Here is a 21,735-nt window from a genome sequence, read left to right as displayed (position 1 = left end):
GCGTGTTGACCTTCGGGCACCGCTGTAATGGAATGGATGTTCACGGATGATACCTAATAGAATTAAGCCGATTTTACTCGGAAGTATGCTTTTCATCGGCATTGTACCGGCCTTTATCTACAACTGGCTCAGTAGCGATAAGCTGACAACGGTAGCAACCGAACAAATCGCCAAGGGATTGAGCAGCCGCACCGAATTGGCCGCGCACAATCTTGATGATATCCTCGCCCAACGCTTGTTGAGCATCCGCAAGCTAGCCAGCTCGCCTGTTTTCGAACGACCGATACAGGAACGCAAAGAAGACCATTTCACAGAGCAACGAACTTTTATCAGCAACTACCTCAAGGAGTTGTCTGAGGTTGATCCTAGCTTCAGTCAAATAGATCTAATCGAAGCACACCAGCAATCGTTAACCGCTGTCGCCAGTTCTGCCGATACGCTGCCGACAGGCATTGCAGCAACACTTGAACAAGCAGGGTTGAAAGATATCAACCAGCAACTCGTCGAGCTAAACAACGGTAAGGCCAAACTTCTTATATCATCACCACAATACCAGAACGATTTTGCCTATCTGTATATTATCAGTACGGTAACCCACCTGCATCATGCCGATGATCAGCACGAAACCTATCTTGTTATCCGTTACCAGCTCGATGAGCTCAACGCACAACTAACATTTCTTGGCGAGCGGATCAGCAACAGCGACTACATCATGCTGATCAACCAAAATGCTGACATCATCCTTTCAGGTCGACACCAAGGCATAAGCCTCGCGATATTTGACGATTTCCAGGCATACATACGCCAGCAATTACAGCTTTCAGTGCAAAGCCAACAAATTGACAGTCAGAACCCGGGCGACCTGCACAGCTTTAATAATCGCCAGGGACAAGCGATGGTCACGACCCTTGCCCCGCTCAGCATCCATCTAGAGGGACAAGCAAACTGGTACCTCGCCTCCATCACCCCCGAGCACACGGTAACAGCGACAATCGACTACCTTCAGCAGTATTTCTTACTGACATTGCTGTTTACAGCCGGTATCGTCATCGTGCTGTCTTTGATGCTAACCAAGCACATCACCTTGCCTATTGCGACCCTGACCCGGTTTGCCGCCCAATTCAAACTTGGCAATTACTCACGTAACAATAAATTCAAAGGCCCCTATGAATTCAAAGTACTGCATGATGCATTGAATCAGGGAGCCAACAAAATCGCCAATGATACCCAGCGGCTGAATCAGGCCCTGAATAAAGCAGAATCAGCAGACCGGGCGAAATCCGCCTTCCTTGCCAACCTGTCACATGAAATCCGTACACCGATGAACGGGATGCTAGGTTTATCACAGTTGCTGTTAAAGACTGAGCTAAACAAGGAGCAAGAGCAACATATGCGCACCTTGCTCGAGTCTGGTAAACACATGATGGCTCTGCTCAACGATATTTTGGATTTCTCCAAGATTGAGCAGGGACAATTGAAGCTTGACCCCACCCACTTCTGCTTTACCGATTTGGTTGGGGCCATCGAGAGTACCTACTATTCGCTGGCGAAAGAGAAAGGCATCGAATTCAATATCCAGTGCGACTTTGACCGTCGCCAGTGGTTCTATGCCGATAAGGCACGGATCCGGCAGATCCTATTTAACCTCATCAGCAATGCCATTAAATTCACCGAAAAAGGCAAGGTCTCGGTATCGCTATCACTCACCACAGGAGAATCCAGCGGCGAGCAATATCTCCACATTGATATCACCGATACCGGCATTGGTATTCCTGCCGAGCGCATCAACCTAATATTCGACCCATTTGCCCAAGCCGAAGCATCGACTAGCCGCCGCTTTGGCGGTACAGGACTGGGGTTGAGTATCGTCAAGCAACTGGCGCAGCTGATGCGCGGGCAAGTATCCGTTTCCAGCGAGCAGGGAGCCGGCTCTACTTTCCATGTCTCTGTCGTGTTACAACCGGGACAATATACCGCCGAAGAAAACATTGACACTGCCTTTGATAGCCATGCATTTACTGGCCTTAAAGTTCTGATTGTCGAAGATAACCATCTCAACGTACTGATCATTGAAAGTTTCCTTAAGCAAAGGGGCTTTATACCGTCTATCGCCGAGAACGGTGCCGAAGCGTTAAAAGTTATGGAAACCCAAGCCTTCGACTTAATTTTGATGGATAACCATATGCCAGTGATGGATGGTATCGAAGCGACCCAGCGGATCCGCAAGTTGCCCCCTCCAGCCTGCGAAACACCGATCTTTGCCTGTACTGCCGATGTCTTTGCCGAGACCCAGCGCAATATGCTCAAAGCCGGAGTGGAATGCATGATCACTAAACCGCTGGATGAACGCAAACTGGTTGATGCCCTCCAGCGTTTTAAGAGCAAGATCACCCATATGGCTCGGCTGCGCTCGGTTCAGGAAGCTGAGGGGCAGGCCCTTTCACATGAAACGGCTTCCCCCCACGACAGCAGTCAGTCAGCAAACGGCAAAGGCAACCTTAATCCAGACAGCTTTAAACAAATCGACCTGACAAGCCTGCTAGAGATGATGGACGACGACCACGATATCGTATGCCAGTTCCTGCAGATGTTTGTCGACGAGCATAGCTTGGATATGAAAAAGTTAAGGCAAGCCCTGGTTGAGCAAGATTTTGATTCAGCGGCATTAATTAGCCACTCACTGAAAGGCGTATCAGGCAGCATCGGCGCCATCCATGTACAGCAAACGGCAGCAGCGGTCGAAAAGAAAATCAAGGCCGGAAAACTCCCTTCAGATGACGTTCTTTCATTGCTCGAACAGCAATTATCGCTGCTGATTGAGGAGATTCACCATCAGGTAACCCTTACCACTTGATGACGCAGTGCCATTATTCTTCCGGTTTAATGGCATCGCACAATCACCCGTTTATTTCTGACAGATTATTGTTCGTCAATTTGTACCTATTTGGCTTTAATATTAAAACCAGAGTGATATGCCCAAGCTACTTTAAGAAACAATAACGCTGTACATGAGCTTAGAAAACTCGCTCTTCGGGAGGGTGTCAGCCCATTCACTCCATCGTTGAAGCTTTTTGAAAGGGATTGCCATTCCTGCAAACCTTCGCCTTGTATTGAATTGCGCTGACAACCCTCTGAATCCTGCACCTTGAGGTAACTTGGGTATAGATCTCAGAACAGCATATCATTCGATCATAAAATCAATAATAAAAATGAGAATATGAGATGCGAAAAATTAATGACTGTGACATTAAACTCCTCCACTTATTTGCGACAATCGTTGATTCAGGTGGTTTTTCCGCAGCACAATTTAAATTAAACATGCACCAATCAACAATTAGCACCCGAATGAACGATCTGGAAACCCGGCTCGGTATGACGCTCTGCCACCGGGGACGCAGAGGCTTTCGTCTTACCCATGATGGCCTCAAGGTTTACCAGTTATGTCAGGAACTATTTAATAATATTCTCCATTTTGAAGAGCAGCTCGATAGCATCAGAAATGTTTCCCACGGCCATATTAAGCTTGCCTTAACCGATAACATTGCCACCAACCCGCAATGCAAAATCCAACAAGCCATCAGGATCTTTTGCAGTGAGCACCCGAAAGTCTCTATTAACACTGATATCTGGGATTCCTATCAAATAGAGATGATGCTGCTCGACGGTAAAACAGAAGTAGGGATCACCTCTTCCGAAGTCCCCAAAGACGGATTGAAATATACCTACTTGTTTGGCGAAAGACAGTGCCTGTACTGCGTACCCGGTCACCCAATACTCTCGATATCAAAGGAGATCACCCCCCAGGAACTACGCCAGTTTCCAGTTGTAGAGCGTGGTCTGTCCCACAAAATCACACCGCTTAGCGATACCAAAGATCTGCTCCATCTCGCCTGCAGTACCAATATGGAAGCCACAGCCCATCTCATCCTATCCGGCAATTTTGTGGGTTATCTGCCAGATCACTACGCATCGATTTGGGCGCAGCGAGGAGAAATGGTCAAAGTTAACGCCCCTTCTCTGGAGTATTTTGCCAAATTTCATTTGACCACCCTTGAATCAAAAGAATTATCAAAGGCTGCCTCTGAATTAATTCGTGCCATCACCATGGCGCACCAGCAGCAACCATCTACGCTCCCCCTCTCCAAATAACAAACTGTGTTTTAAATACAATAATTCTACCGCGGGATAAAATTTCTTATCCTGCGGATATTATTTCATCAAAAAATAATACATTGTCATTTTCCAAAGTAACCATACAAAACTCATTATTTATCTTTACCCATAAATAGCGCTCAATAATAGCAAATAACAATATTGCCTAAAGGTAATGAAATGAGCACTTACCCTTGCATTAATATTAATTTAGATACGATCACCGAAAATACCCAGCATATGGTTTCCGCCTGCCACAGCTACGGCGTTTATCCCGCAGGCGTAACCAAGCTGGCCTGCGCCTATCCGGAGGTTGGCCAGGCAATTATCGACGGCGGTATTCACCTGCTGGCCGATTCACGCATTGCCAATTTAAAAAAACTCCAGCGGCTTGATGCGGAAAAAATGCTGTTAAGGATACCCGCCATCAGCGAGGCCGACGATGTGGTGCATTATGCCGATATCTCCCTCAACTCAGAACTCACGACATTGGAGGCATTGTCTAACGCGGCAGTCAGGCAACATAAGACTCATCAGATTATCCTCATGCATGACTTGGGTGATCTCCGCGAAGGGGCGTTCTATGAAGAAGAGACGATCGCGCTTTCTCACAAAGCAATGGCGCTGCCTGGCATAGAGGTAGTCGGTCTCGGCACCAACCTTGCCTGCTTCGGTGGAGTGGAGCCCACATCAGAGAACCAGAGCAAACTGGTCAGCCTCGCCGGACAGATTGAATCGGAACTGGGCATCACGCTGAAATACATCTCCGGCGCCAGCTCGGCCGCTCTGCCCTTGATGCTCAACGGTCAGCTTCCGCAAGATATCAATCAGCTCAGGCTCGGGGCATCACTCCTGATGGGTATTGGCTTAAACGATGATCCAATCCCCAATACCCGGCAAGATACTTTTGAGCTCACCGCCGAAATCGTCGAGCTCAAAATAAAACCTTCAGTACCGATCAATTCCACAGCCCTCGATGCCTTTGGCAACAAGCCTGAGTTTGTTGACCGGGGATTACGTAAACGCGCCATTTGCGCAATCGGCAAGCAAGATGTCGATATCAGCGAGATCACCCCCAAAGACAAGGACATCATCGTTATCGGCGGCAGTAGCGACCACCTGATCATCGACATCAGTGACAGCAAGACAGACTACCACACAGGCAGCCTGGTCGAATTCGAACTCTCTTACGGGGGTGTCCTGCAATGCATGACATCCGAATACGTCACCAAACGCTTCATTTAATTTCGACCCAACTAATGCAGGACCGAACCACAACCAGCTAAGGAAGCACCATGCTAAAAATTAAAAAGTTTCCCAATACATTTACCATCCTGTTCTTCTTGATAGCTTTTTTTGCCATGCTGACCTACATACTGCCAGCAGGGAAATACACCCGCGAGATGAACGAACAACTCGGCCGTGAAGTCCCTTTACCTGGCTCGTTCCAAATAATTGAATCATCGCCGCAAGGTTTTTTCGACACACTAATGGCACCCATTTCCGGTTTCTATGATCCTATCAGCGGCGTCATCGGGGCCATTGATGTCAGCCTCTTTGTCCTGATGGTCGGTGGCTTTTTAGGGATAGTCACCAAAACCGGGGCAATTGATACCGGTATTGCGAGGATCATGGTGCGCCTGAAAGGCAAAGAAATCTATATGATCCCGATCCTGATGGTTCTGTTCGCGCTCGGCGGTACCTCCTACGGCATGGCAGAGGAATCACTGGCATTTTACGGCCTTCTTATCCCCATTTTCATGACTGCACGCTTTGACCCTCTGGTGGCCGTTGCCGTGATCTTCGTGGGTACCGGGATCGGCACCCTGGGCTCAACTATCAACCCGTTTGGTACGGTGATCGCCTCTAACGCGGCCAGCGTGGACTTCCTCAGCGGTGTAGAGTTGCGCTTCGCAATTCTGGCAATCGCCCTGGTTGTCGGTATCGGCTACGTCATGCGCTACGCCAAAAAGGTTCAGAACAATCCAGAGTCATCACTGCTTGCCCACCTGCGCAATGATCACGAACAGCATTTTCTTGGCAACAAAGACACCACCAGCAACCTGCCGGTGCTGACCGGCCCGCAGCAAGCGGTACTGGTACTGTTTATCCTGACATTCACTATCATGATCTACGGTGTATCCGTTCTTGGTTGGTGGATGGCTGAGATGGCAACCCTGTTTATTTTCATGGGGATCCTATGCGGGATTGTCGGCCGCCTGAGCGAAGATGACCTGATTGACTCGTTTGTCGCCGGTGCTGCCGATCTCATCGGGGTTGCATTAATTGTCGGTGTTGCACGTGGCATCGTTGTCGTAATGGAAGCGGGCAATATCACCGATACCATTCTTAACTATGCCGAAGGGCTTGTTGCCGGCAAGAGCTCGGTACTGTTTATCAACACCGTCTACGGGATTGAAATGCTGCTGTCGTTTATTGTACCGTCTACCTCCGGCCTGGCAGTGATGAGCATGCCTATCCTGGCTCCATTGAGTGATTTTGCCAACACTGGCCGCGAATTAGTCGTTACCGCTTTTATGAGCGGAATTGGTACTGTCCTGTTTGTAACCCCAACTTACGGTGTACTGATGGGCGGTCTGGCCATTGCGCGTATCCCTTATGTAACTTGGCTGAAATTTATCGCACCGCTGGTTGCCTTCTTTGTTGCGCTAAACTGCATCATCCTCTCCATCGGCGTCACCATGTAACCCTACCTACCAGCAGTCTGCCCCGGGAGTATCGCCACTCCCGGGGCCGTTCATTTCCGCCGGTAAATCTCCAACACAAAGATACCCACCGCTAAGCAACAACTCACCACCCCTCCAGCCAGCTTATATCGCGCCCGCCAGCACACACATGATCAAAGACCAGATCATATGCTCACCCCCGGGACTCATGTGTATTGGCAATAATTGCGCCCAACAACCGACAAGTACGGCCTAAATAACATAAGGCGAGTAAAATAATGAGATCAAAACAGGATTTGAGAAGAATTCCGATTGACAAAATATGCCAAAACGCTAATTATCGAATCATCAATTGTTCTTAAGCGATCCATCTGCTCACTAACTTTGTTTTTGGTCTGATAAGGAAAGGTTAAGAAGACGTAATTATGACTTTACTAGCCGGAATTTTAGCTAGCATTGAAACAAAGCCCAACGAGGATAAGGTCGATATTTATGAGCACTAAACTGGAACAACTGCGCGCGCTAACTACTGTTGTTGCCGATACCGGCGATATTGAAGCTATCAGTAAGTACAAGCCTGAAGATGCGACCACTAACCCATCACTGATCCTTAAAGCGGCTCAAATTGCTGAATACGCTCCTCTTATCGAACAATCTATTGCCTACGCAAAAGCACAGAGTGATAACAAAGAACAACAAATCCAAGACACCTGTGACATGCTAGCCGTAAGCATTGGTAAAGAAATCCTAAACGTGGTCCCTGGCCGTATTTCTACCGAAGTTGATGCTCGCCTTTCTTACGACACTGAAGGCAGCATTGCCAAGGCGCGTCAGCTGATCAAAATGTACAACGATGCCGGTATTACAAATGATCGCATCCTAATCAAGCTGGCTTCTACATGGGAAGGTATCCGCGCTGCGGAAGTACTGGAAAAAGAAGGTATCAACTGTAACCTAACTCTTCTATTCTCATTTGCTCAAGCGCGTGCTTGTGCCGAAGCGGGTGTTTACCTGATTTCTCCATTTGTTGGCCGTATCATGGACTGGTACAAAGCCAAAGAAGGTCGTGACTTCGAAGCTCAAGAAGATCCAGGTGTTATTTCTGTATCTAGCATCTACAGCTACTACAAAGAGCACGGTTACAAGACTGTCGTTATGGGCGCAAGCTTCCGTAACATCGGCGAGATCCTAGAACTTGCGGGTTGTGACCGTCTGACTATCGCACCTCAACTTCTCGCTGAACTAGAAGCAGCAGAAGGTGAAGTTGTAGAGAAACTAATCGACTCTAACGGCACTAAAGAACGTCCTGCAGCAATGACTCACGCTGAATTCCTATGGGATCACAACCAAGATCCAATGGCTGTTGAGAAACTAGCAGAAGGTATCCGTAACTTCGCTGTCGATCAGGGCAAGCTTGAAACAATGATTGCAGAGCGTTTATAGCCCTGCAGATATAATTTTGAAAACGGCCAATGCCGCTTTCTTCCTTTTTCGATTAAGACAAATTCATAGTGGATACAAATATGGAACGTAAAGTGTTGGCAAATGCAATCCGTGCCCTGAGCATGGACGGTGTACAGCAGGCAAACTCTGGTCACCCAGGTGCACCTATGGGTATGGCTGATATTGCCGAGGTTTTGTGGCGTGGCCACATGAACCACAACCCACAAAACCCAGAGTGGGCTGATCGCGACCGCTTCGTGCTGTCTAACGGCCACGGTTCAATGCTGATCTACTCACTGCTTCACCTTACAGGTTACGAGCTATCAATTGACGATCTGAAAAACTTCCGTCAACTTCATTCTAAAACACCAGGCCACCCAGAGTATGGTTATGCGCCGGGTATTGAAACAACAACCGGCCCGCTAGGCCAGGGCATCACCAATGCTGTAGGTATGGCAATGGCAGAGAAAGCCATGGCTGCTCAGTTCAACCGTGACGGCCACGACATCGTAGACCACCACACATACGCCTTCATGGGCGATGGTTGTCTGATGGAAGGTATCTCTCACGAAGCGTGTTCTCTTGCTGGTACTCTAGGTCTAGGCAAGCTGATCGCCTTCTGGGATGACAACGGTATATCTATCGACGGTCACGTTGAAGGCTGGTTCTCTGATGATACGCCTAAGCGTTTCGAAGCGTACGGCTGGCACGTAATCCCAGCAGTAGACGGTCACGATGCGAACGCAATCAACGCAGCTATCGAAACAGCGAAAGCCGATCCTCGTCCAACACTGATCTGTACTAAAACTATCATCGGTTTTGGTTCACCTAACAAGTCTGGCTCTCACGACTGTCACGGCGCACCACTAGGCCACGACGAAATCGCAGCAGCACGTGAATTCCTAGGCTGGAATCACGGCCCATTCGAAATCCCTGCTGACATCTCAGCTGAGTGGGATGCGAAAGAAGCTGGCGCTGCGAAAGAAGCCGCTTGGAATGAAAAACTTGCCGCTTATGAAGCCGCTCACCCAGCGCTAGCTGCTGAGTTCAAGCGCCGTGTGAATGGCGACCTTCCAGCTGAGTGGGAAGAGAAAGCAAGTGCTATTATCGCTGATCTACAAGCCAACCCTGCTAATATCGCTTCACGTAAAGCTTCTCAGAATGCACTAGAAGCATTCGGAGCTGTCCTACCTGAGTTCATGGGCGGTTCTGCTGACCTTGCGCCTTCTAACCTGACGATGTGGTCTGGTTCTAAGTCGCTAGAAGCTAACGACTTCTCAGGCAACTATATCCACTACGGCGTACGTGAATTCGGCATGACAGCCATCATGAACGGTATCGCACTGCACGGTGGCTTCGTACCATACGGTGCAACCTTCCTAATGTTCATGGAATACGCGCGTAACGCAATGCGTATGGCAGCACTGATGAAAGTGCAAAACATCCAGGTATACACTCACGATTCAATCGGTCTGGGTGAAGATGGTCCTACTCACCAACCGGTTGAGCAGATTGCATCACTTCGTCTAACACCAAACATGAGCACATGGCGTCCATGTGATCAGGTTGAATCGGCAGTGGCTTGGAAACTGGCTATCGAGCGTAAAGACGGCCCGACAGCGCTGATCTTCTCACGCCAGAACCTAGCCCAGCAGCCGCGTTCTGAAGCACAAGTCGCTGACATCGCTAAGGGTGGTTACATCCTGAAAGATTGTGAAGGCAAGCCAGAACTTATCCTTATCGCAACCGGCTCTGAAGTTGAGCTAGCAGTAAGTGCTGCAGCTGAGCTAACGGCTGAAGGTAAGAAAGTACGCGTAGTGTCTATGCCTGCTACAGATGCATTTGACAAGCAAGACGCAGCATATCGTGAAGCGGTACTGCCATCTGACGTCACTGCACGTATTGCTATCGAAGCGGGTATTGCTGACTTCTGGTACAAATACGTTGGTTTCGACGGCCGTATCATCGGTATGACAAGCTTCGGTGAGTCTGCACCTGCGGGTGAGCTATTCAAGATGTTCGGCTTCACAACCGAGAACGTCGTTGAGACAGCTAAAGAGCTACTTGCGTAAGTGTAAATAGCCATTACCTTTCAAAGCCAGGCAGTCGCCTGGCTTTTTTATATCTGCAATATGACCATCACCGAAAATCTTTATCAATATTGAGTTGCTGATAACACCCCACATACCGTACAATATACCAATAAATACCAGTTCTATTTATTGAGCCATGAAACCATTACATTACTCTTGGACAACACAGGAAGCACCATGGCAAAGGTAACCCCAGAAGAAGCATTGAAAACCCGTCAGAGAATTTTGCAGGCGGTCATTCAATGCCTGCTAGACCCACAAGTCGGCTACGACAAGATGACCTACACCCGCTTGCAAACCATGACGGGCATTTCAAGAGGTGGCATTCTCAACCATTTCAACAAGAAAGAGCACTTCTTAGCGGCATTGGATGGCAAGGTGTTCAATACAGTGTTCAATGAGCTCGATTTATCAAGCAGGGAGGCATTTAGTGCCTCGTTTGAAGTCGCAATGACCCATCCCACTTTCAATGCTGTTATACAGTTGCTGCTCAACAATACATCCCACCATATCGCCACAGAGCAAGCCAGGCAGGCATGGTGGGATCTTGAAAAGCTCATCGAAGAGACGTTTGGTACCGAAGTAAAAGAAAACGATCTCCCTCGTCTACTTGGCCGTAGTTTCTTTATGCTAACAACAAGCAAAGCGGCTTAAGGTTTCAGAGTTTATATGAATCAGCCCCTCCATTACTGGCAGGGCGCGTTTTCTTTTAATAGCTTCTTTCTATGACGGCTTGTTATATACCCAAGTTACTTGGGTATATAACATAGCTTTCGCCTATCAAATCAATAGAAACGTCCGATTTCTAAATTTTTCGGTATCAATGCATTATATCTCCATCGACGCGGGACAGCGTCAAACACGATAAATGAGAAAGAGAGTTAAAGCATGATCAATACAGAAATCAAACCATTCCAAGCGACTGCATTCAAAAACGGCGAGTTCGTAGAAATCACAGAGCAGGACGTAAAAGGTAAGTGGGCAGTATTCTTCTTCTACCCAGCAGATTTCACTTTTGTATGTCCAACAGAACTTGTTGACCTGCAAGATAAGTACGCAGAACTTCAGTCTCGTGGCGTAGAAGTTTACTCAGTATCAACTGACACGCATTTCTCTCACAAAGCATGGCACGACACTTCAGATAAAATTGGTACTATCGAGTACTTCATGGTAGGTGACCAGACTGGCACTATCACTAACAACTTCAACGTAATGCGTGAAGGTCAAGGTCTTGCAGACCGCGCTACTTTCCTAATCGACCCTGAAGGCGTTATCCAAGCAATGGAAATCACTGCGGAAGGTATTGGCCGTGACGCTGAAGACCTACTTCGCAAGGTTAAAGCAGCACAATACGTAGCCGCTAACCCAGGTGAAGTTTGCCCTGCTAAATGGAAAGAAGGTGAAGAGACTCTAGCACCATCTTTAGACCTAGTTGGTAAAATTTAAAATCAACTGAATAGCGGACACTATTCAGTTTGACAGGCACGCTTTGGCCTACCTCCTAAAGGGCTGAGGCGTGCCGCCCCCAAACAAGCTATCCGCAGCCAAAGACAATCCATCCCACAAAATGTTAGCCGACTTGCGCCCCCTTTTTATATTCCTTTAAAGCAAGAAGGTATTGGTCAATACCAAGAAACAGAATTTAAGAGTAGGCACGATTATGTTAGATCAAGCAATGAAGCAACAGCTTAAAGCATACCTAGAAAACCTTAAAACAGATGTACAGCTAGTACTTAGCCTTGATAGCAGCGAAACCGCTAATAAGCTTCAAGCTTTGGCAGATGATATCGCGTCTCTAACAAACAAAATTATCGTCACCCGTGATGACAGCGCCAGTTCGCGCCAGCCAATCATGCAAGTGGTGAACCAAGAAAAAGGCACAGCAATTAGCTTTGCCGGCCTGCCGATGGGACACGAGTTTACCTCTCTGGTACTTGCCCTACTTCATACCGGCGGTCACCCAATTAAGCTTGATGCCGAAACCATTGAGCAAATCAAAGATCTCAGCCAGCCGTTAAACGTTGAAATCTTTATTTCACTATCGTGCCAGAACTGCCCAGAGGTCGTACAGGCATTCAACATGATGTCTGCTATTAATCCGCTAATTAAAACAACCATGATTGACGGCGCAGCATTCCAGGACGAAGTGAAGTCTCGCGACATCATGGCAGTACCAAGCGTATTCATTAACGGAAAACTCTTTGGCCAAGGCCGTATGTCACTGGCAGAAATCCTGAACAAAGTAGATTCAGGTGCAGCAGAGAAGAAAGCGGCAAGCCTAAGCAAGCAAGAACCCTTCGATGTTCTCGTTGTCGGTGGTGGCCCAGCGGGTTCTTCAGCAGCTATCTACGCAGCCCGTAAAGGCATTCGCACAGGTGTTGTGGCCGAGCGTTTTGGTGGCCAGGTTATGGACACTATGGCTATCGAAAACTTTATTTCGGTAAAAGCGACAACGGGTCCAAAGCTAGTTGCAAGCCTTGAAGAGCACGTAAAAGAATACGGCGTCGAGGTAATGACTGAGCAGCGCGCAGCTAACATTATCGACGCTGAAGAAACAGCTGATGGTTACATCCATGTCGAGCTAGAGAGCGGCGCGGTATTGAAAGCTCGCACTGTCATCACCAGCACAGGTGCTCGCTGGCGCGAGATGAACGTACCGGGCGAACAAGAATACCGCAACAAGGGCGTTGCCTACTGCCCACACTGTGATGGCCCATTGTTCAAAGGCAAGAAAACAGCCGTGATCGGTGGCGGTAATTCTGGTATAGAAGCTGCTATCGACCTAGCCGGTATCGTTGAGCATGTAACGGTTCTTGAGTTTGCTGATACGCTACGAGCAGACCAAGTTCTGATTGATAAAGCGAACGCAACACCAAACATCGAAATCATCAAGATGGCACAGACAACGCAAGTTCTGGGTGATGGTAACCGAGTAACGGGTCTTGAGTACAAAGACCGTAACACCGATGAACTAAAGCAAATCGAACTTGCCGGTATTTTTGTTCAAATCGGCCTAATGCCAAACAGCGAATGGTTGAAAGGGACTAACGTTGAACTATCACCACGAGGTGAAATCGAGATTAACGCACACGGCGCAACGTCGATGAAGGGTGTATTTGCAGCGGGTGACGTAACAACAGTGCCATACAAACAAATCATTATCGCGATGGGTGAAGGAGCCAAAGCAAGCTTAGGTGCTTTCGATTTCTTAATCCGTAACCCTGCACCAGCTAAGGTTGCCGAGACAGCATAAGGAATATATCCAGCCTTAAGATTATCGTTCTTTTGTCGGATTTACGACGCCACTTCTGAGAAATCAGAAGTGGCTTTTTTTGTTTTATATGTTTCGTCCTGAAATGACTCTTAAAAATCAAGAGCACGATAGCATTGCGTTTTGCTTGCTCCAATCTCATGTTTGCAAGCTAATTTACCTGCGCCAAACGCAACGCATACAAAAAAGCCCCAGCATTTCTGCTGAGGCTTCGTTGTAGTGACGGAGCGGATGGACTCGATGGTCCGGCACCCCGGCCCGCTCCCGAAAGTGCGCAGCACTTTCGGGAGCGGTAAATACGAAAAAGCCCGACGCTTTCGCATCGGGCTAATGTCGTTGGCGGAGGGCTGGGGTCGCACTCGACCGGGACTCATTCGACCAAAGGGCGAACGCCAAATTCAACGCATACAAAAAAGCCCCAGCATTTCTGCTGAGGCTTCGTTGTAGTGGCGGAGCGGACGGGACTCGAACCCGCGACCCCCGGCGTGACAGGCCGGTATTCTAACCAACTGAACTACCGCTCCAATTCTGTATGAAACTCGATGGTAACCATCCAATTTCTAGAATGTGGCGGAGAGATAGGGATTTGAACCCTAGATACGCTACAAACGTATGCCGGTTTTCAAGACCGGTGCTTTCAACCACTCAGCCATCTCTCCGTAAGTGCGATGTATATTAGTCGCAACAGTTGGTCTTGTAAACCCCCAAAACATTCAACTGCTTAGATAACCACCAAACACGGAGAATCTTAATAAAAAACCAGCAGTTCAAATATAAAAACTGCTTTCCCTCCCGCTAACCTTTAACTTTTAAATTTCCACGCCAACATTTTTCTGGATTTTTCCTCTTTAACTGGACTTTTAATACCTCAATACTTTCAAAAAGTATTTCTATAAGCCATTTAGTGATCCCCCTCACTATTACTCTGAGAGCTAAATCACATCTCATTTCTCAGGATACAAAAGTCCAGCTAATGGCCTATTTATCCAATAGTTTCGTGTTGTTACCCGCCCCATAATTACAGCCATCCAGACAGCATTCTGTCTCAGAACATCGCTCAACCCTATTGCGTTGGCAGACGAGCCAACTAAAAAAATAAACCATAAAAACATGGAGTAATTCGAAATGAAAAGCCAACTGTCAGTGTTAAAAAGACACTTGTTGACGGGTACCAGCCACATGCTCCCCTTCGTTGTTGCGGGTGGGGTATTACTCGCTCTGTCTGTCATGCTGGGAGGTAAAGGCGCGGTACCGGAAGGCGTATTCCTAGAAGGACTTTGGGACATGGGTATCGCAGGTTTCACCCTGTTCGTGCCCGTACTTGGCGGCTATATTGCCTACTCAATCGCTGACCGACCTGCCCTTGCGCCGGGTATGATTGGTGCTTACCTTGCCAATCAAGTACAAGCCGGCTTCCTTGGCGCCATCATTGTTGGCTTCATTGCGGGCTATGTCGTTTTGCAGCTAAAACGAATTCCGTTATCAAACAAACTCAAAGCCGTTTCGACTTACTTTATCCTGCCAATCGGCGGCACCTTTATTGTCTCTGGCCTGGTGATCTGGGTGATCGGTACGCCTATTGCGATGGCAATGGAAAGCATGAACTTGTGGCTACAGGGTATGGCGGGAGCTTCTAAAGCCATGTTGGGTATGGTACTTGGCGGCATGACTGCCTTCGACATGGGCGGCCCAATCAATAAAGTCGCTACCTTGTTCGCACAAACTCAAGTGGGCACCCAACCATGGCTGATGGGTGGCGTCGGTATCGCTATCTGTGTTCCACCACTTGGTATGTTCCTCGCAACCCTACTTTCACCAAAACGCTACACCGATGAAGAACGCGAAGCCGGCAAGGCCGCAGGCATCATGGGCTGTATCGGCATTACCGAAGGTGCGATTCCTTTCGCTGCCGCCGACCCAATGCGTGTCCTACCTTCTATCGTCGTCGGCGGTATGGTCGGTAACGTGGTTGGCTTCATGTTCAACGTCCTTAACCATGCACCATGGGGCGGCTTGATCGTCCTTCCTGTAGTCGACGGGCGCTTGTTCTACATCGTCGGTATCGCAGCCGGTGCCCTAACCACCGCCCTAATGGTCAACGCATTGAAAAAACCTATTGAACAACGTCAAGACGCCAAAGTAGAAGACAAGGCAGAAGACACCCTTGAATTAGAATTCGACTAAACCATATTTTCGGGAGAAACATTATGAAACTACTAGGCGTAACCTCTTGCCCATCAGGCGTTGCACACACCTACATGGCAGCAGAAGCACTGGAAACAGCCGCAAAAGCCAAAGGCTGGGAAGTCAAGATTGAAACACAAGGCTCAATCGGTATTGAAAATGAAATTCTATTATCTGAAGTAGAAGATGCTGACATTATCATCCTGACCAAAGATATCGCGATCAAAAACGAAGAGCGCTTCAAAGGCAAAAAAACAGTCCGTATCGGTGTGGCAGATGCCGTGAAGAAAGCCCCTCAAATCATGGATAAAATCGAAGCGCATCTAGCTTCAGCATAATTCATTTCCTCAATGCCTTGGCTATAAACAGCCAAGGCTTTTTTTATTATGCAAAATGATACCTATCCAACAATTTACAGAATATCATATCGGAAAAGCAGATAATTGAATGGTATTATATTGATGATATTTACGCCTCAGGCAAGTGATTTGGTAGACGTAGTGACATGAAGCAAACCTTCTCTGATCTTCTCGACAATGTTATTTCAGACAGCAGCGCATTTAATAGCATCTGGTTCGCTGGTGATGACACCCCACCGCCAGAGGCCAGTTACCAAGTCAACTTTCCTCGCCTCGAGCTGGTTTTTAACGGGCAGTATGAAAACTTACTAGAAAGTCCGCAGCATCAAATTGAAAGCATCCTTCTCGGCCCCGGTGATGCCCTGTTTATTCCGGCCAATGCTTGGAACAAACCTAGCTGGGACAAGGAGTGTTCAGTACTCAGCTTGCTTTTCGGCAAGAGTCAGTTGGGATTTAGCCTTGTCAGCAAACATGACAATGAGGAAGGTTTTTACGATGTAGTCAAATACAGTGTTCCGCAGCGCACAGGCCGCGCTATTGATCATATCCTGACCGCACTCTCGACCCTTGCTTATGAGAAACAGAAACAACCAGCCGACAAGTTCTTGATGCTCGCTCTACTCAGTTACTGCAGGGACATGCTGACTCAGCCAACAGAAGATACCAGCCGCCGCAGTGAAGATATGTTCAAAGGAATTTGCATTTACGTGCAGGAAAACTTCCACCGCAACATCAACCGCAATACGGTCGCGGCCCGGTTCAATATCTCACCGAATCATCTTTCACGACTGTTTCGCCAAGAAGGGCATATGCGCTTCGCCGACTATATCTCTTGGGTAAGGCTAGAACGCGCCAAGTTCATGCTAAAACGCTACAATTTCCGCCTAGAAGAGGTCGCCCAGCGCTGCGGGTATCACGACCCCAATTACTTCTGCCGGGTATTCAAACGAAAAACAGGCAAGACCCCCACCGAATACCGTTGCCATTAATAATATCGCTTTAGCGAGTTATATCGTCGCCAGTTAGAAGGTACATTGCACTTTACCCTCCCTTACTATACCTGTTATTGTGAACTGTGTTTTATTATAAGCTATCGCCATTATGCTAACGACACTGTCTATCAAAAACTATCGCTCAATCCTTGATCTCAAGGTGCCATTGGGACCACTTAATGTCATCACAGGCGAAAATGGTACGGGGAAATCAAACCTCTACAAAGCGTTACGGTTACTGGCAGAAACGGCCCAAGGTGGCGTTGTCCCAGCGATTGCTAAAGAAGGCGGGTTGGAATCAACATTCTGGGCGGGACCTGAGACACTCTCGCGGGCTATGAGGCAGGGTGATCAGGCTGTCGAATATAGTGTCAGGCAGAATACCAAACGGATGAAACTGGGCTTTGCAACCGACCAGTTCAGCTATGCGATTTCACTTGGTCTTCCGATCCCTTCAGCTATAACGATGTTCGGTCAAGATCCTGAAATTAAGCGCGAGTGCATCTGGAACGGTCCGGTTTACCGTCCGGCCAGTAGCCTGATCGACCGTAAGGCCGCGATGATAAAAGCCCGTGACGGGCGGCAATGGCAAGTCATCTCCCAACACATTGCCAGCTACCATAGCTTGTTTGATCAAATGGCAGATCCCGTTGCGACACCTGAGGCTTTCCAACTGCGTGAGATCATCCGCGGCTGGCGGTTTTACGACCACTTCCGAACCGACCGCGATGCCCCAGCCCGCCAGGCACAACTGGCCACCCGCACTCCGGTTCTTCATCACGACGGTCGAGATCTAGCTGCAGCCCTGCAAACGATTATCGAAACCGGTGACAAAGACACGCTGTTCAAGGCCATTGACTACGCTTTTCCCGGCGCCTCAATCCGTATTATCCACCATGCCGATAGCCGTTTTTCACTCGAATTCTCCCAGCCGGGATTACTGCGACCGCTTACCGGTGCGGAGCTCTCAGACGGTACCTTGCGATTTCTGCTTTGGGTCGCCGCCTTGCTGACTCCTCGCCCTCCAAGCTTGATGGTACTCAATGAGCCAGAAACAAGTTTGCACCCGGACTTGCTACCCGCATTGGCCAAACTGATCCTTCATGCAACCAAACATAGCCAGTTATGGGTCGTATCCCATTCCCCACGTTTGATTGCGGCACTTGAGCAGTATCCCGAATGTAACTCAATAAGATTAGAAAAAGAGCTAGGCCAAACCGTAATCCCGGGACAAGACATCCTGAGTCAACCATCATGGCATTGGCCTGATGAATGATTACAGCATTCATCAATACAGCGCCAACCGAGCAAGTCTCGAGCGCATGCCTTAAAAATGCTAATCCAGTTACAAAATGAATAGCTCACACATATCAGGGCACCTGAAACAGCCACTCTCAGCCCTGCAAATAGCGCCGAATCAGCCACATACACCTCATAAAATGGGAGGGTTATCACGCTTGTAAACGGACGCTACAAAAGTCCAGTAGAGGGTTGTTTTATCTTCTACCGCGATCTCTCGCCTCTCCTTATAGTGATCACATAGGAATTCAAACGATTGGAGAGAAATAATGAGAGTGGTCGCTATCACTGCTTGCCCAACCGGCATTGCCCATACTTATATGGCCGCCGACAAATTGATTGATACCGCCAAGAAGCTCGGCATTACCATCAAAGTCGAAACGCAAGGCGCCATGGGGATCGAAAACCGCCTTAGCGAGCAAGATATCAAAAGCGCCGATGTGGTCGTGCTCGCCGCCGACATCAACATCGAACATAGCGATCGCTTCAAGAACCAACGTTGCCTCGAAGTCACTATCCAAGATGCCCTTCAGCGTCCTCGCCGGGTTTTCTCTCAATGTCAGCAGCTGTTAGCGCATTAATTACAAGGCAGTAGTATCCATGAAACACCAATTTGCTTTCCGTTGTGAATTACCCAATGGTATTCATGCTCGCCCGGCCACCCATCTAGAAAAGGTCTGCGGCCAATTTAGCTGTACCATCACGCTGGTTAACCACCGCAACAATAATCAGGGCGATGCCAAAAGTGTTTTGGCGCTGGTCGGTACTGATACCCTACTCGACGATGCTTGTACTCTGATCTTTGATGGTCAAGACAGCCAATCCGCCTGCCGTGCGTTGGAATCCTTCATCACCACTGAGTTTCCTCATTGCGATGAAGCGCTTGATCCTATCGCCAGTATTGATGAGTTCCCCTTGCCCCAGTCGCTGATGCGCCATCAACCAACTTTGCTACACGGCACCCGTCTTGCCACCGGTCTCGGCCAAGGTAAGTTAATCACTTTTAGCCAAACCAACCTTAACCAGTTTGCGACGGACATTTTCGAACAGGAAACCGAACGTTTCCAACATGCCCACCAGCAGGTCGCCGACCACCTGTCTGTGATGACAGCAACGGCGAGCAAGCATGAACAAGAAATTATCTCGGCGCATCTGGCCATATTGAACGACAGCAGCTTCGTTGCTGGCATAACAAATTTGCTCAGCACTCACTCCACCGCCAACGCTATATTGGCGACCGTCGACAAGTTAAGCACCCAGCTCCAACAATCTGCCAGTGCTTATTTGCGTGAGCGGGTATTGGATATCAAAGATGTCGCCACCCAGCTGTTGATGAGCGCTTACCCCGAGGTCCAATGCCAGCGCGAATTTAAACTGACAGAGCCAAGCATCGTACTGGCGAGTGATCTGACCCCGAGCCAGTTCATCGGGTTGGATAAAGGCCATTTACAAGGGCTGGTACTCACCCATGCAGGCAGTACGTCACACACGGTGATCTTGGCGCGTGCCTTTGGCATTCCAACCCTATCTGGCATTGAGATCAGCCAGTGCAGCACTGCACTCAATACCCTGGCTTATATCGATGGTCAGCTCGGTGTCCTTGCCACTGACTGTAGTGAGCCAGTCAAGCGCTACTTCCAACGCGCCCTAACCTTGCGCCAACAGGAACAACAGCAGCAAGAGATATATGCCCACCAGCCCGCAGTTACGGTCGATGGTCATCAAGTTGAAATTGCCGCCAACATTGCCTGCTCAATTGAAGCACCGGCAGCATTTACCAATGGCGCAGAAGGCATTGGTCTATTCAGAACCGAAATGTTGTTCATGGACCGCCATAGCGCACCAGATGAAGACGAACAATTCAACCACTACCGCGAAGTGCTCGACGCGGCCGACGGCAAGCCGGTTATCATTCGCACCATGGATATCGGTGGTGACAAGCCCATTGACTACCTAAAGCTGCCAGAAGAAGCGAACCCGTTCCTTGGTTACCGTGCCGTGCGTATCTACCCGCAATTCGAGCAACTGTTCCGCGGCCAGCTTCGTGCCATACTGCGCGCATCGGTATACGGCAGCACCAAAATCATGATCCCAATGATCCAAAGCATTGAAGAGATCCGCTGGGTTAAGCAACAGCTTACTGCAGTCAAAGCCGAACTCGATAGCAGCAACATTGCCTACTCCGAGCAACTGCAGCTGGGGATCATGGTTGAAATCCCAGCGGTGGCCTTTATCATCGATCAGTTCTGCCAGGAAGTGGATTTCTTCAGCATCGGCTCTAACGACATGACTCAGTATTTACTGGCCGTCGACAGAGATAACGCGCAGGTGTCACACCTCTACAACAGCCTTGCCCCCGCATTTCTTCGGATGCTGCAGCAAGTCGTGAGTACGGCCCATGAACATGGCCGCTGGGTTGGTTTATGCGGTGAACTCGGCGCGGATACCAAGGTGCTACCATTGCTAGTCGGTTCAGGCCTTGATGAAATCAGCATGAGCGCACCAAAGATCACCGCCACAAAAGCAGCCTTGAATAACCTAACGTTTGAGCACTGCCAACAACTATTTGCGCAAGCATGCCAGTGTCCGACCATCGAAGATGTCACTGACCTACTGGATAAAGCAGCAAACCAAGGAACAGACAAACCCTTACTGGGCATAGAATGTGTGTTCAAACAAGCTGATTTTGCCAACAAGGAAGAAGCGATCCAGGCATTGGTTGGCAATTTGCACCTTCAAGGTCGCACCGATAATACCTATGCGCTGGAGGATGATATTTGGGCTCGCGAAGCGGTATTCTCTACCGGTCTTGGACACGGATTTGCGATTCCGCATACCAAGTCAGACAACATCCGCCATTCGAGTATTAGTATTGCCCAATTGAAGACCCCTATTGATTGGCAGTCTGACTCTGGTGATGTGGACTTCATCATCATGCTGACACTCAATAAAGACCAAGGTGATCAGCATATGCGGATCTTCTCCGGTCTTGCTCGCAAGTTGATCCATCAGGACTTCAGGGACAAACTGAAAAGCTGCAACAATGAAGCCGCGATGATCCAGTTCCTAGAGCAAGAGCTCGCTCTTTAACTCGTCCCTTAACTTGGCTTTCCCTAATAACAAGCACTAGACCCAAGCTTCCCCCTGATTCATTCGGACGGTCAGGGGGCTTTTTTACTGCCAATTAACCACAAATATAAAAAGGTTAATCCATTGATAAATTTACATTATTTACATTTAAGGGAAATAACATTC

Annotated in this window: 15 protein-coding genes and 2 tRNA genes; 15 read left to right on the top strand and 2 right to left on the bottom strand. The window is 48.5% G+C overall.

The genetic code is table 11. The features are described from left to right. Positions 1-46 precede the first annotated feature (46 nt). The 9 genes from ACVA58_RS22775 (at position 47) to ahpF (ending at position 13,628) form a co-directional block, all read left to right on the top strand. Complete coding sequence (locus ACVA58_RS22775; protein WP_446512644.1) at positions 47-2,854, top strand: ATP-binding protein; 2,808 nt, start codon at positions 47-49, stop codon at positions 2,852-2,854. Between the two features lie 368 nt (positions 2,855-3,222). Next, a complete protein-coding gene (locus ACVA58_RS22770; RefSeq protein ID WP_446512643.1) occupies positions 3,223-4,149 on the top strand; it encodes a LysR family transcriptional regulator in 927 nt (308 codons plus the stop codon). A 183-nt stretch (positions 4,150-4,332) separates the two neighbouring features. Further along, complete coding sequence (locus ACVA58_RS22765; RefSeq protein WP_446512642.1) at positions 4,333-5,397, top strand: alanine/ornithine racemase family PLP-dependent enzyme; 1,065 nt, start codon at positions 4,333-4,335, stop codon at positions 5,395-5,397. A gap of 50 nt (positions 5,398-5,447) precedes the next feature. Next, complete coding sequence (locus tag ACVA58_RS22760) at positions 5,448-6,860, top strand: YfcC family protein (RefSeq protein ID WP_446512641.1); 1,413 nt, start codon at positions 5,448-5,450, stop codon at positions 6,858-6,860. Between the two features lie 471 nt (positions 6,861-7,331). Further along, a complete protein-coding gene (gene tal, locus ACVA58_RS22755; protein ID WP_446512640.1) occupies positions 7,332-8,282 on the top strand; it encodes a transaldolase in 951 nt (316 codons plus the stop codon). An 80-nt stretch (positions 8,283-8,362) separates the two neighbouring features. Continuing rightward, complete coding sequence (tkt, locus tag ACVA58_RS22750; protein ID WP_446512639.1) at positions 8,363-10,354, top strand: transketolase; 1,992 nt, start codon at positions 8,363-8,365, stop codon at positions 10,352-10,354. 198 nt (positions 10,355-10,552) lie between these two features. Beyond that, entirely contained in the window at positions 10,553-11,029 is a 477-nt protein-coding gene (locus ACVA58_RS22745; protein WP_446512638.1) for a TetR/AcrR family transcriptional regulator, read from the top strand. A 234-nt stretch (positions 11,030-11,263) separates the two neighbouring features. Beyond that, entirely contained in the window at positions 11,264-11,821 is a 558-nt protein-coding gene (ahpC, locus tag ACVA58_RS22740; protein WP_428455865.1) for an alkyl hydroperoxide reductase subunit C, read from the top strand. Positions 11,822-12,035: 214 nt separating this feature from the next. Next, positions 12,036-13,628, top strand: coding sequence for an alkyl hydroperoxide reductase subunit F (gene ahpF / locus ACVA58_RS22735; protein ID WP_446512637.1), 1,593 nt, complete (start codon positions 12,036-12,038; stop codon positions 13,626-13,628). A 465-nt stretch (positions 13,629-14,093) separates the two neighbouring features. On the opposite strand, the gene ACVA58_RS22730 is transcribed toward ahpF, so the two are convergent. Then, a tRNA-Asp gene (locus ACVA58_RS22730) sits at positions 14,094-14,170 on the bottom strand. A 44-nt stretch (positions 14,171-14,214) separates the two neighbouring features. Then, positions 14,215-14,305 (bottom strand) — tRNA-Ser (locus tag ACVA58_RS22725). A 466-nt stretch (positions 14,306-14,771) separates the two neighbouring features. Here ACVA58_RS22725 and ACVA58_RS22720 point away from each other — a divergent pair. From ACVA58_RS22720 to ptsP, 6 genes are all read left to right on the top strand, one after another. Continuing rightward, complete coding sequence (locus ACVA58_RS22720) at positions 14,772-15,830, top strand: PTS fructose transporter subunit EIIC (RefSeq protein ID WP_446512636.1); 1,059 nt, start codon at positions 14,772-14,774, stop codon at positions 15,828-15,830. Positions 15,831-15,853: 23 nt separating this feature from the next. Further along, positions 15,854-16,168 (top strand): PTS fructose-like transporter subunit IIB, encoded by a 315-nt coding sequence (locus ACVA58_RS22715; RefSeq protein WP_446512635.1) that lies wholly within the window; start codon positions 15,854-15,856, stop codon positions 16,166-16,168. A gap of 167 nt (positions 16,169-16,335) precedes the next feature. After that, a complete protein-coding gene (locus tag ACVA58_RS22710) occupies positions 16,336-17,178 on the top strand; it encodes a helix-turn-helix transcriptional regulator (RefSeq protein WP_446512634.1) in 843 nt (280 codons plus the stop codon). A 112-nt stretch (positions 17,179-17,290) separates the two neighbouring features. Next, entirely contained in the window at positions 17,291-18,457 is a 1,167-nt protein-coding gene (locus ACVA58_RS22705; RefSeq protein WP_446512633.1) for an AAA family ATPase, read from the top strand. Between the two features lie 292 nt (positions 18,458-18,749). Continuing rightward, positions 18,750-19,061, top strand: coding sequence for a PTS fructose transporter subunit IIB (locus ACVA58_RS22700; protein WP_317522793.1), 312 nt, complete (start codon positions 18,750-18,752; stop codon positions 19,059-19,061). Positions 19,062-19,080: 19 nt separating this feature from the next. Continuing rightward, positions 19,081-21,570, top strand: coding sequence for a phosphoenolpyruvate--protein phosphotransferase (gene ptsP, locus ACVA58_RS22695; RefSeq protein ID WP_446512632.1), 2,490 nt, complete (start codon positions 19,081-19,083; stop codon positions 21,568-21,570). Positions 21,571-21,735 lie beyond the last annotated feature (165 nt).

It is taken from the genome of Photobacterium sp. DNB22_13_2 (genome assembly GCF_052873915.1).
Note: the sequence above shows the minus strand (reverse complement) of the source record. Positions and strands in the feature narration are given on the sequence as shown.

What these genes read in the sequence shown, in the direction of transcription:
- ACVA58_RS22765 (WP_446512642.1), top strand. Translation starts at nt 4,333, where the DNA reads ATGAGCACTTACCCTTGCATTAATATTAATTTAGATACGATCACCGAA.
- ptsP (WP_446512632.1), top strand. Translation starts at nt 19,081, where the DNA reads ATGAAACACCAATTTGCTTTCCGTTGTGAATTACCCAATGGTATTCAT.
- ACVA58_RS22745 (WP_446512638.1), top strand. Translation starts at nt 10,553, where the DNA reads ATGGCAAAGGTAACCCCAGAAGAAGCATTGAAAACCCGTCAGAGAATT.
- ahpC (WP_428455865.1), top strand. Translation starts at nt 11,264, where the DNA reads ATGATCAATACAGAAATCAAACCATTCCAAGCGACTGCATTCAAAAAC.
- tkt (WP_446512639.1), top strand. Translation starts at nt 8,363, where the DNA reads ATGGAACGTAAAGTGTTGGCAAATGCAATCCGTGCCCTGAGCATGGAC.
- ACVA58_RS22775 (WP_446512644.1), top strand. Translation starts at nt 47, where the DNA reads ATGATACCTAATAGAATTAAGCCGATTTTACTCGGAAGTATGCTTTTC.
- ACVA58_RS22720 (WP_446512636.1), top strand. Translation starts at nt 14,772, where the DNA reads ATGAAAAGCCAACTGTCAGTGTTAAAAAGACACTTGTTGACGGGTACC.
- ACVA58_RS22715 (WP_446512635.1), top strand. Translation starts at nt 15,854, where the DNA reads ATGAAACTACTAGGCGTAACCTCTTGCCCATCAGGCGTTGCACACACC.
- ACVA58_RS22770 (WP_446512643.1), top strand. Translation starts at nt 3,223, where the DNA reads ATGCGAAAAATTAATGACTGTGACATTAAACTCCTCCACTTATTTGCG.
- ACVA58_RS22705 (WP_446512633.1), top strand. Translation starts at nt 17,291, where the DNA reads ATGCTAACGACACTGTCTATCAAAAACTATCGCTCAATCCTTGATCTC.
- ahpF (WP_446512637.1), top strand. Translation starts at nt 12,036, where the DNA reads ATGTTAGATCAAGCAATGAAGCAACAGCTTAAAGCATACCTAGAAAAC.
- ACVA58_RS22710 (WP_446512634.1), top strand. Translation starts at nt 16,336, where the DNA reads ATGAAGCAAACCTTCTCTGATCTTCTCGACAATGTTATTTCAGACAGC.
- ACVA58_RS22760 (WP_446512641.1), top strand. Translation starts at nt 5,448, where the DNA reads ATGCTAAAAATTAAAAAGTTTCCCAATACATTTACCATCCTGTTCTTC.
- tal (WP_446512640.1), top strand. Translation starts at nt 7,332, where the DNA reads ATGAGCACTAAACTGGAACAACTGCGCGCGCTAACTACTGTTGTTGCC.
- ACVA58_RS22700 (WP_317522793.1), top strand. Translation starts at nt 18,750, where the DNA reads ATGAGAGTGGTCGCTATCACTGCTTGCCCAACCGGCATTGCCCATACT.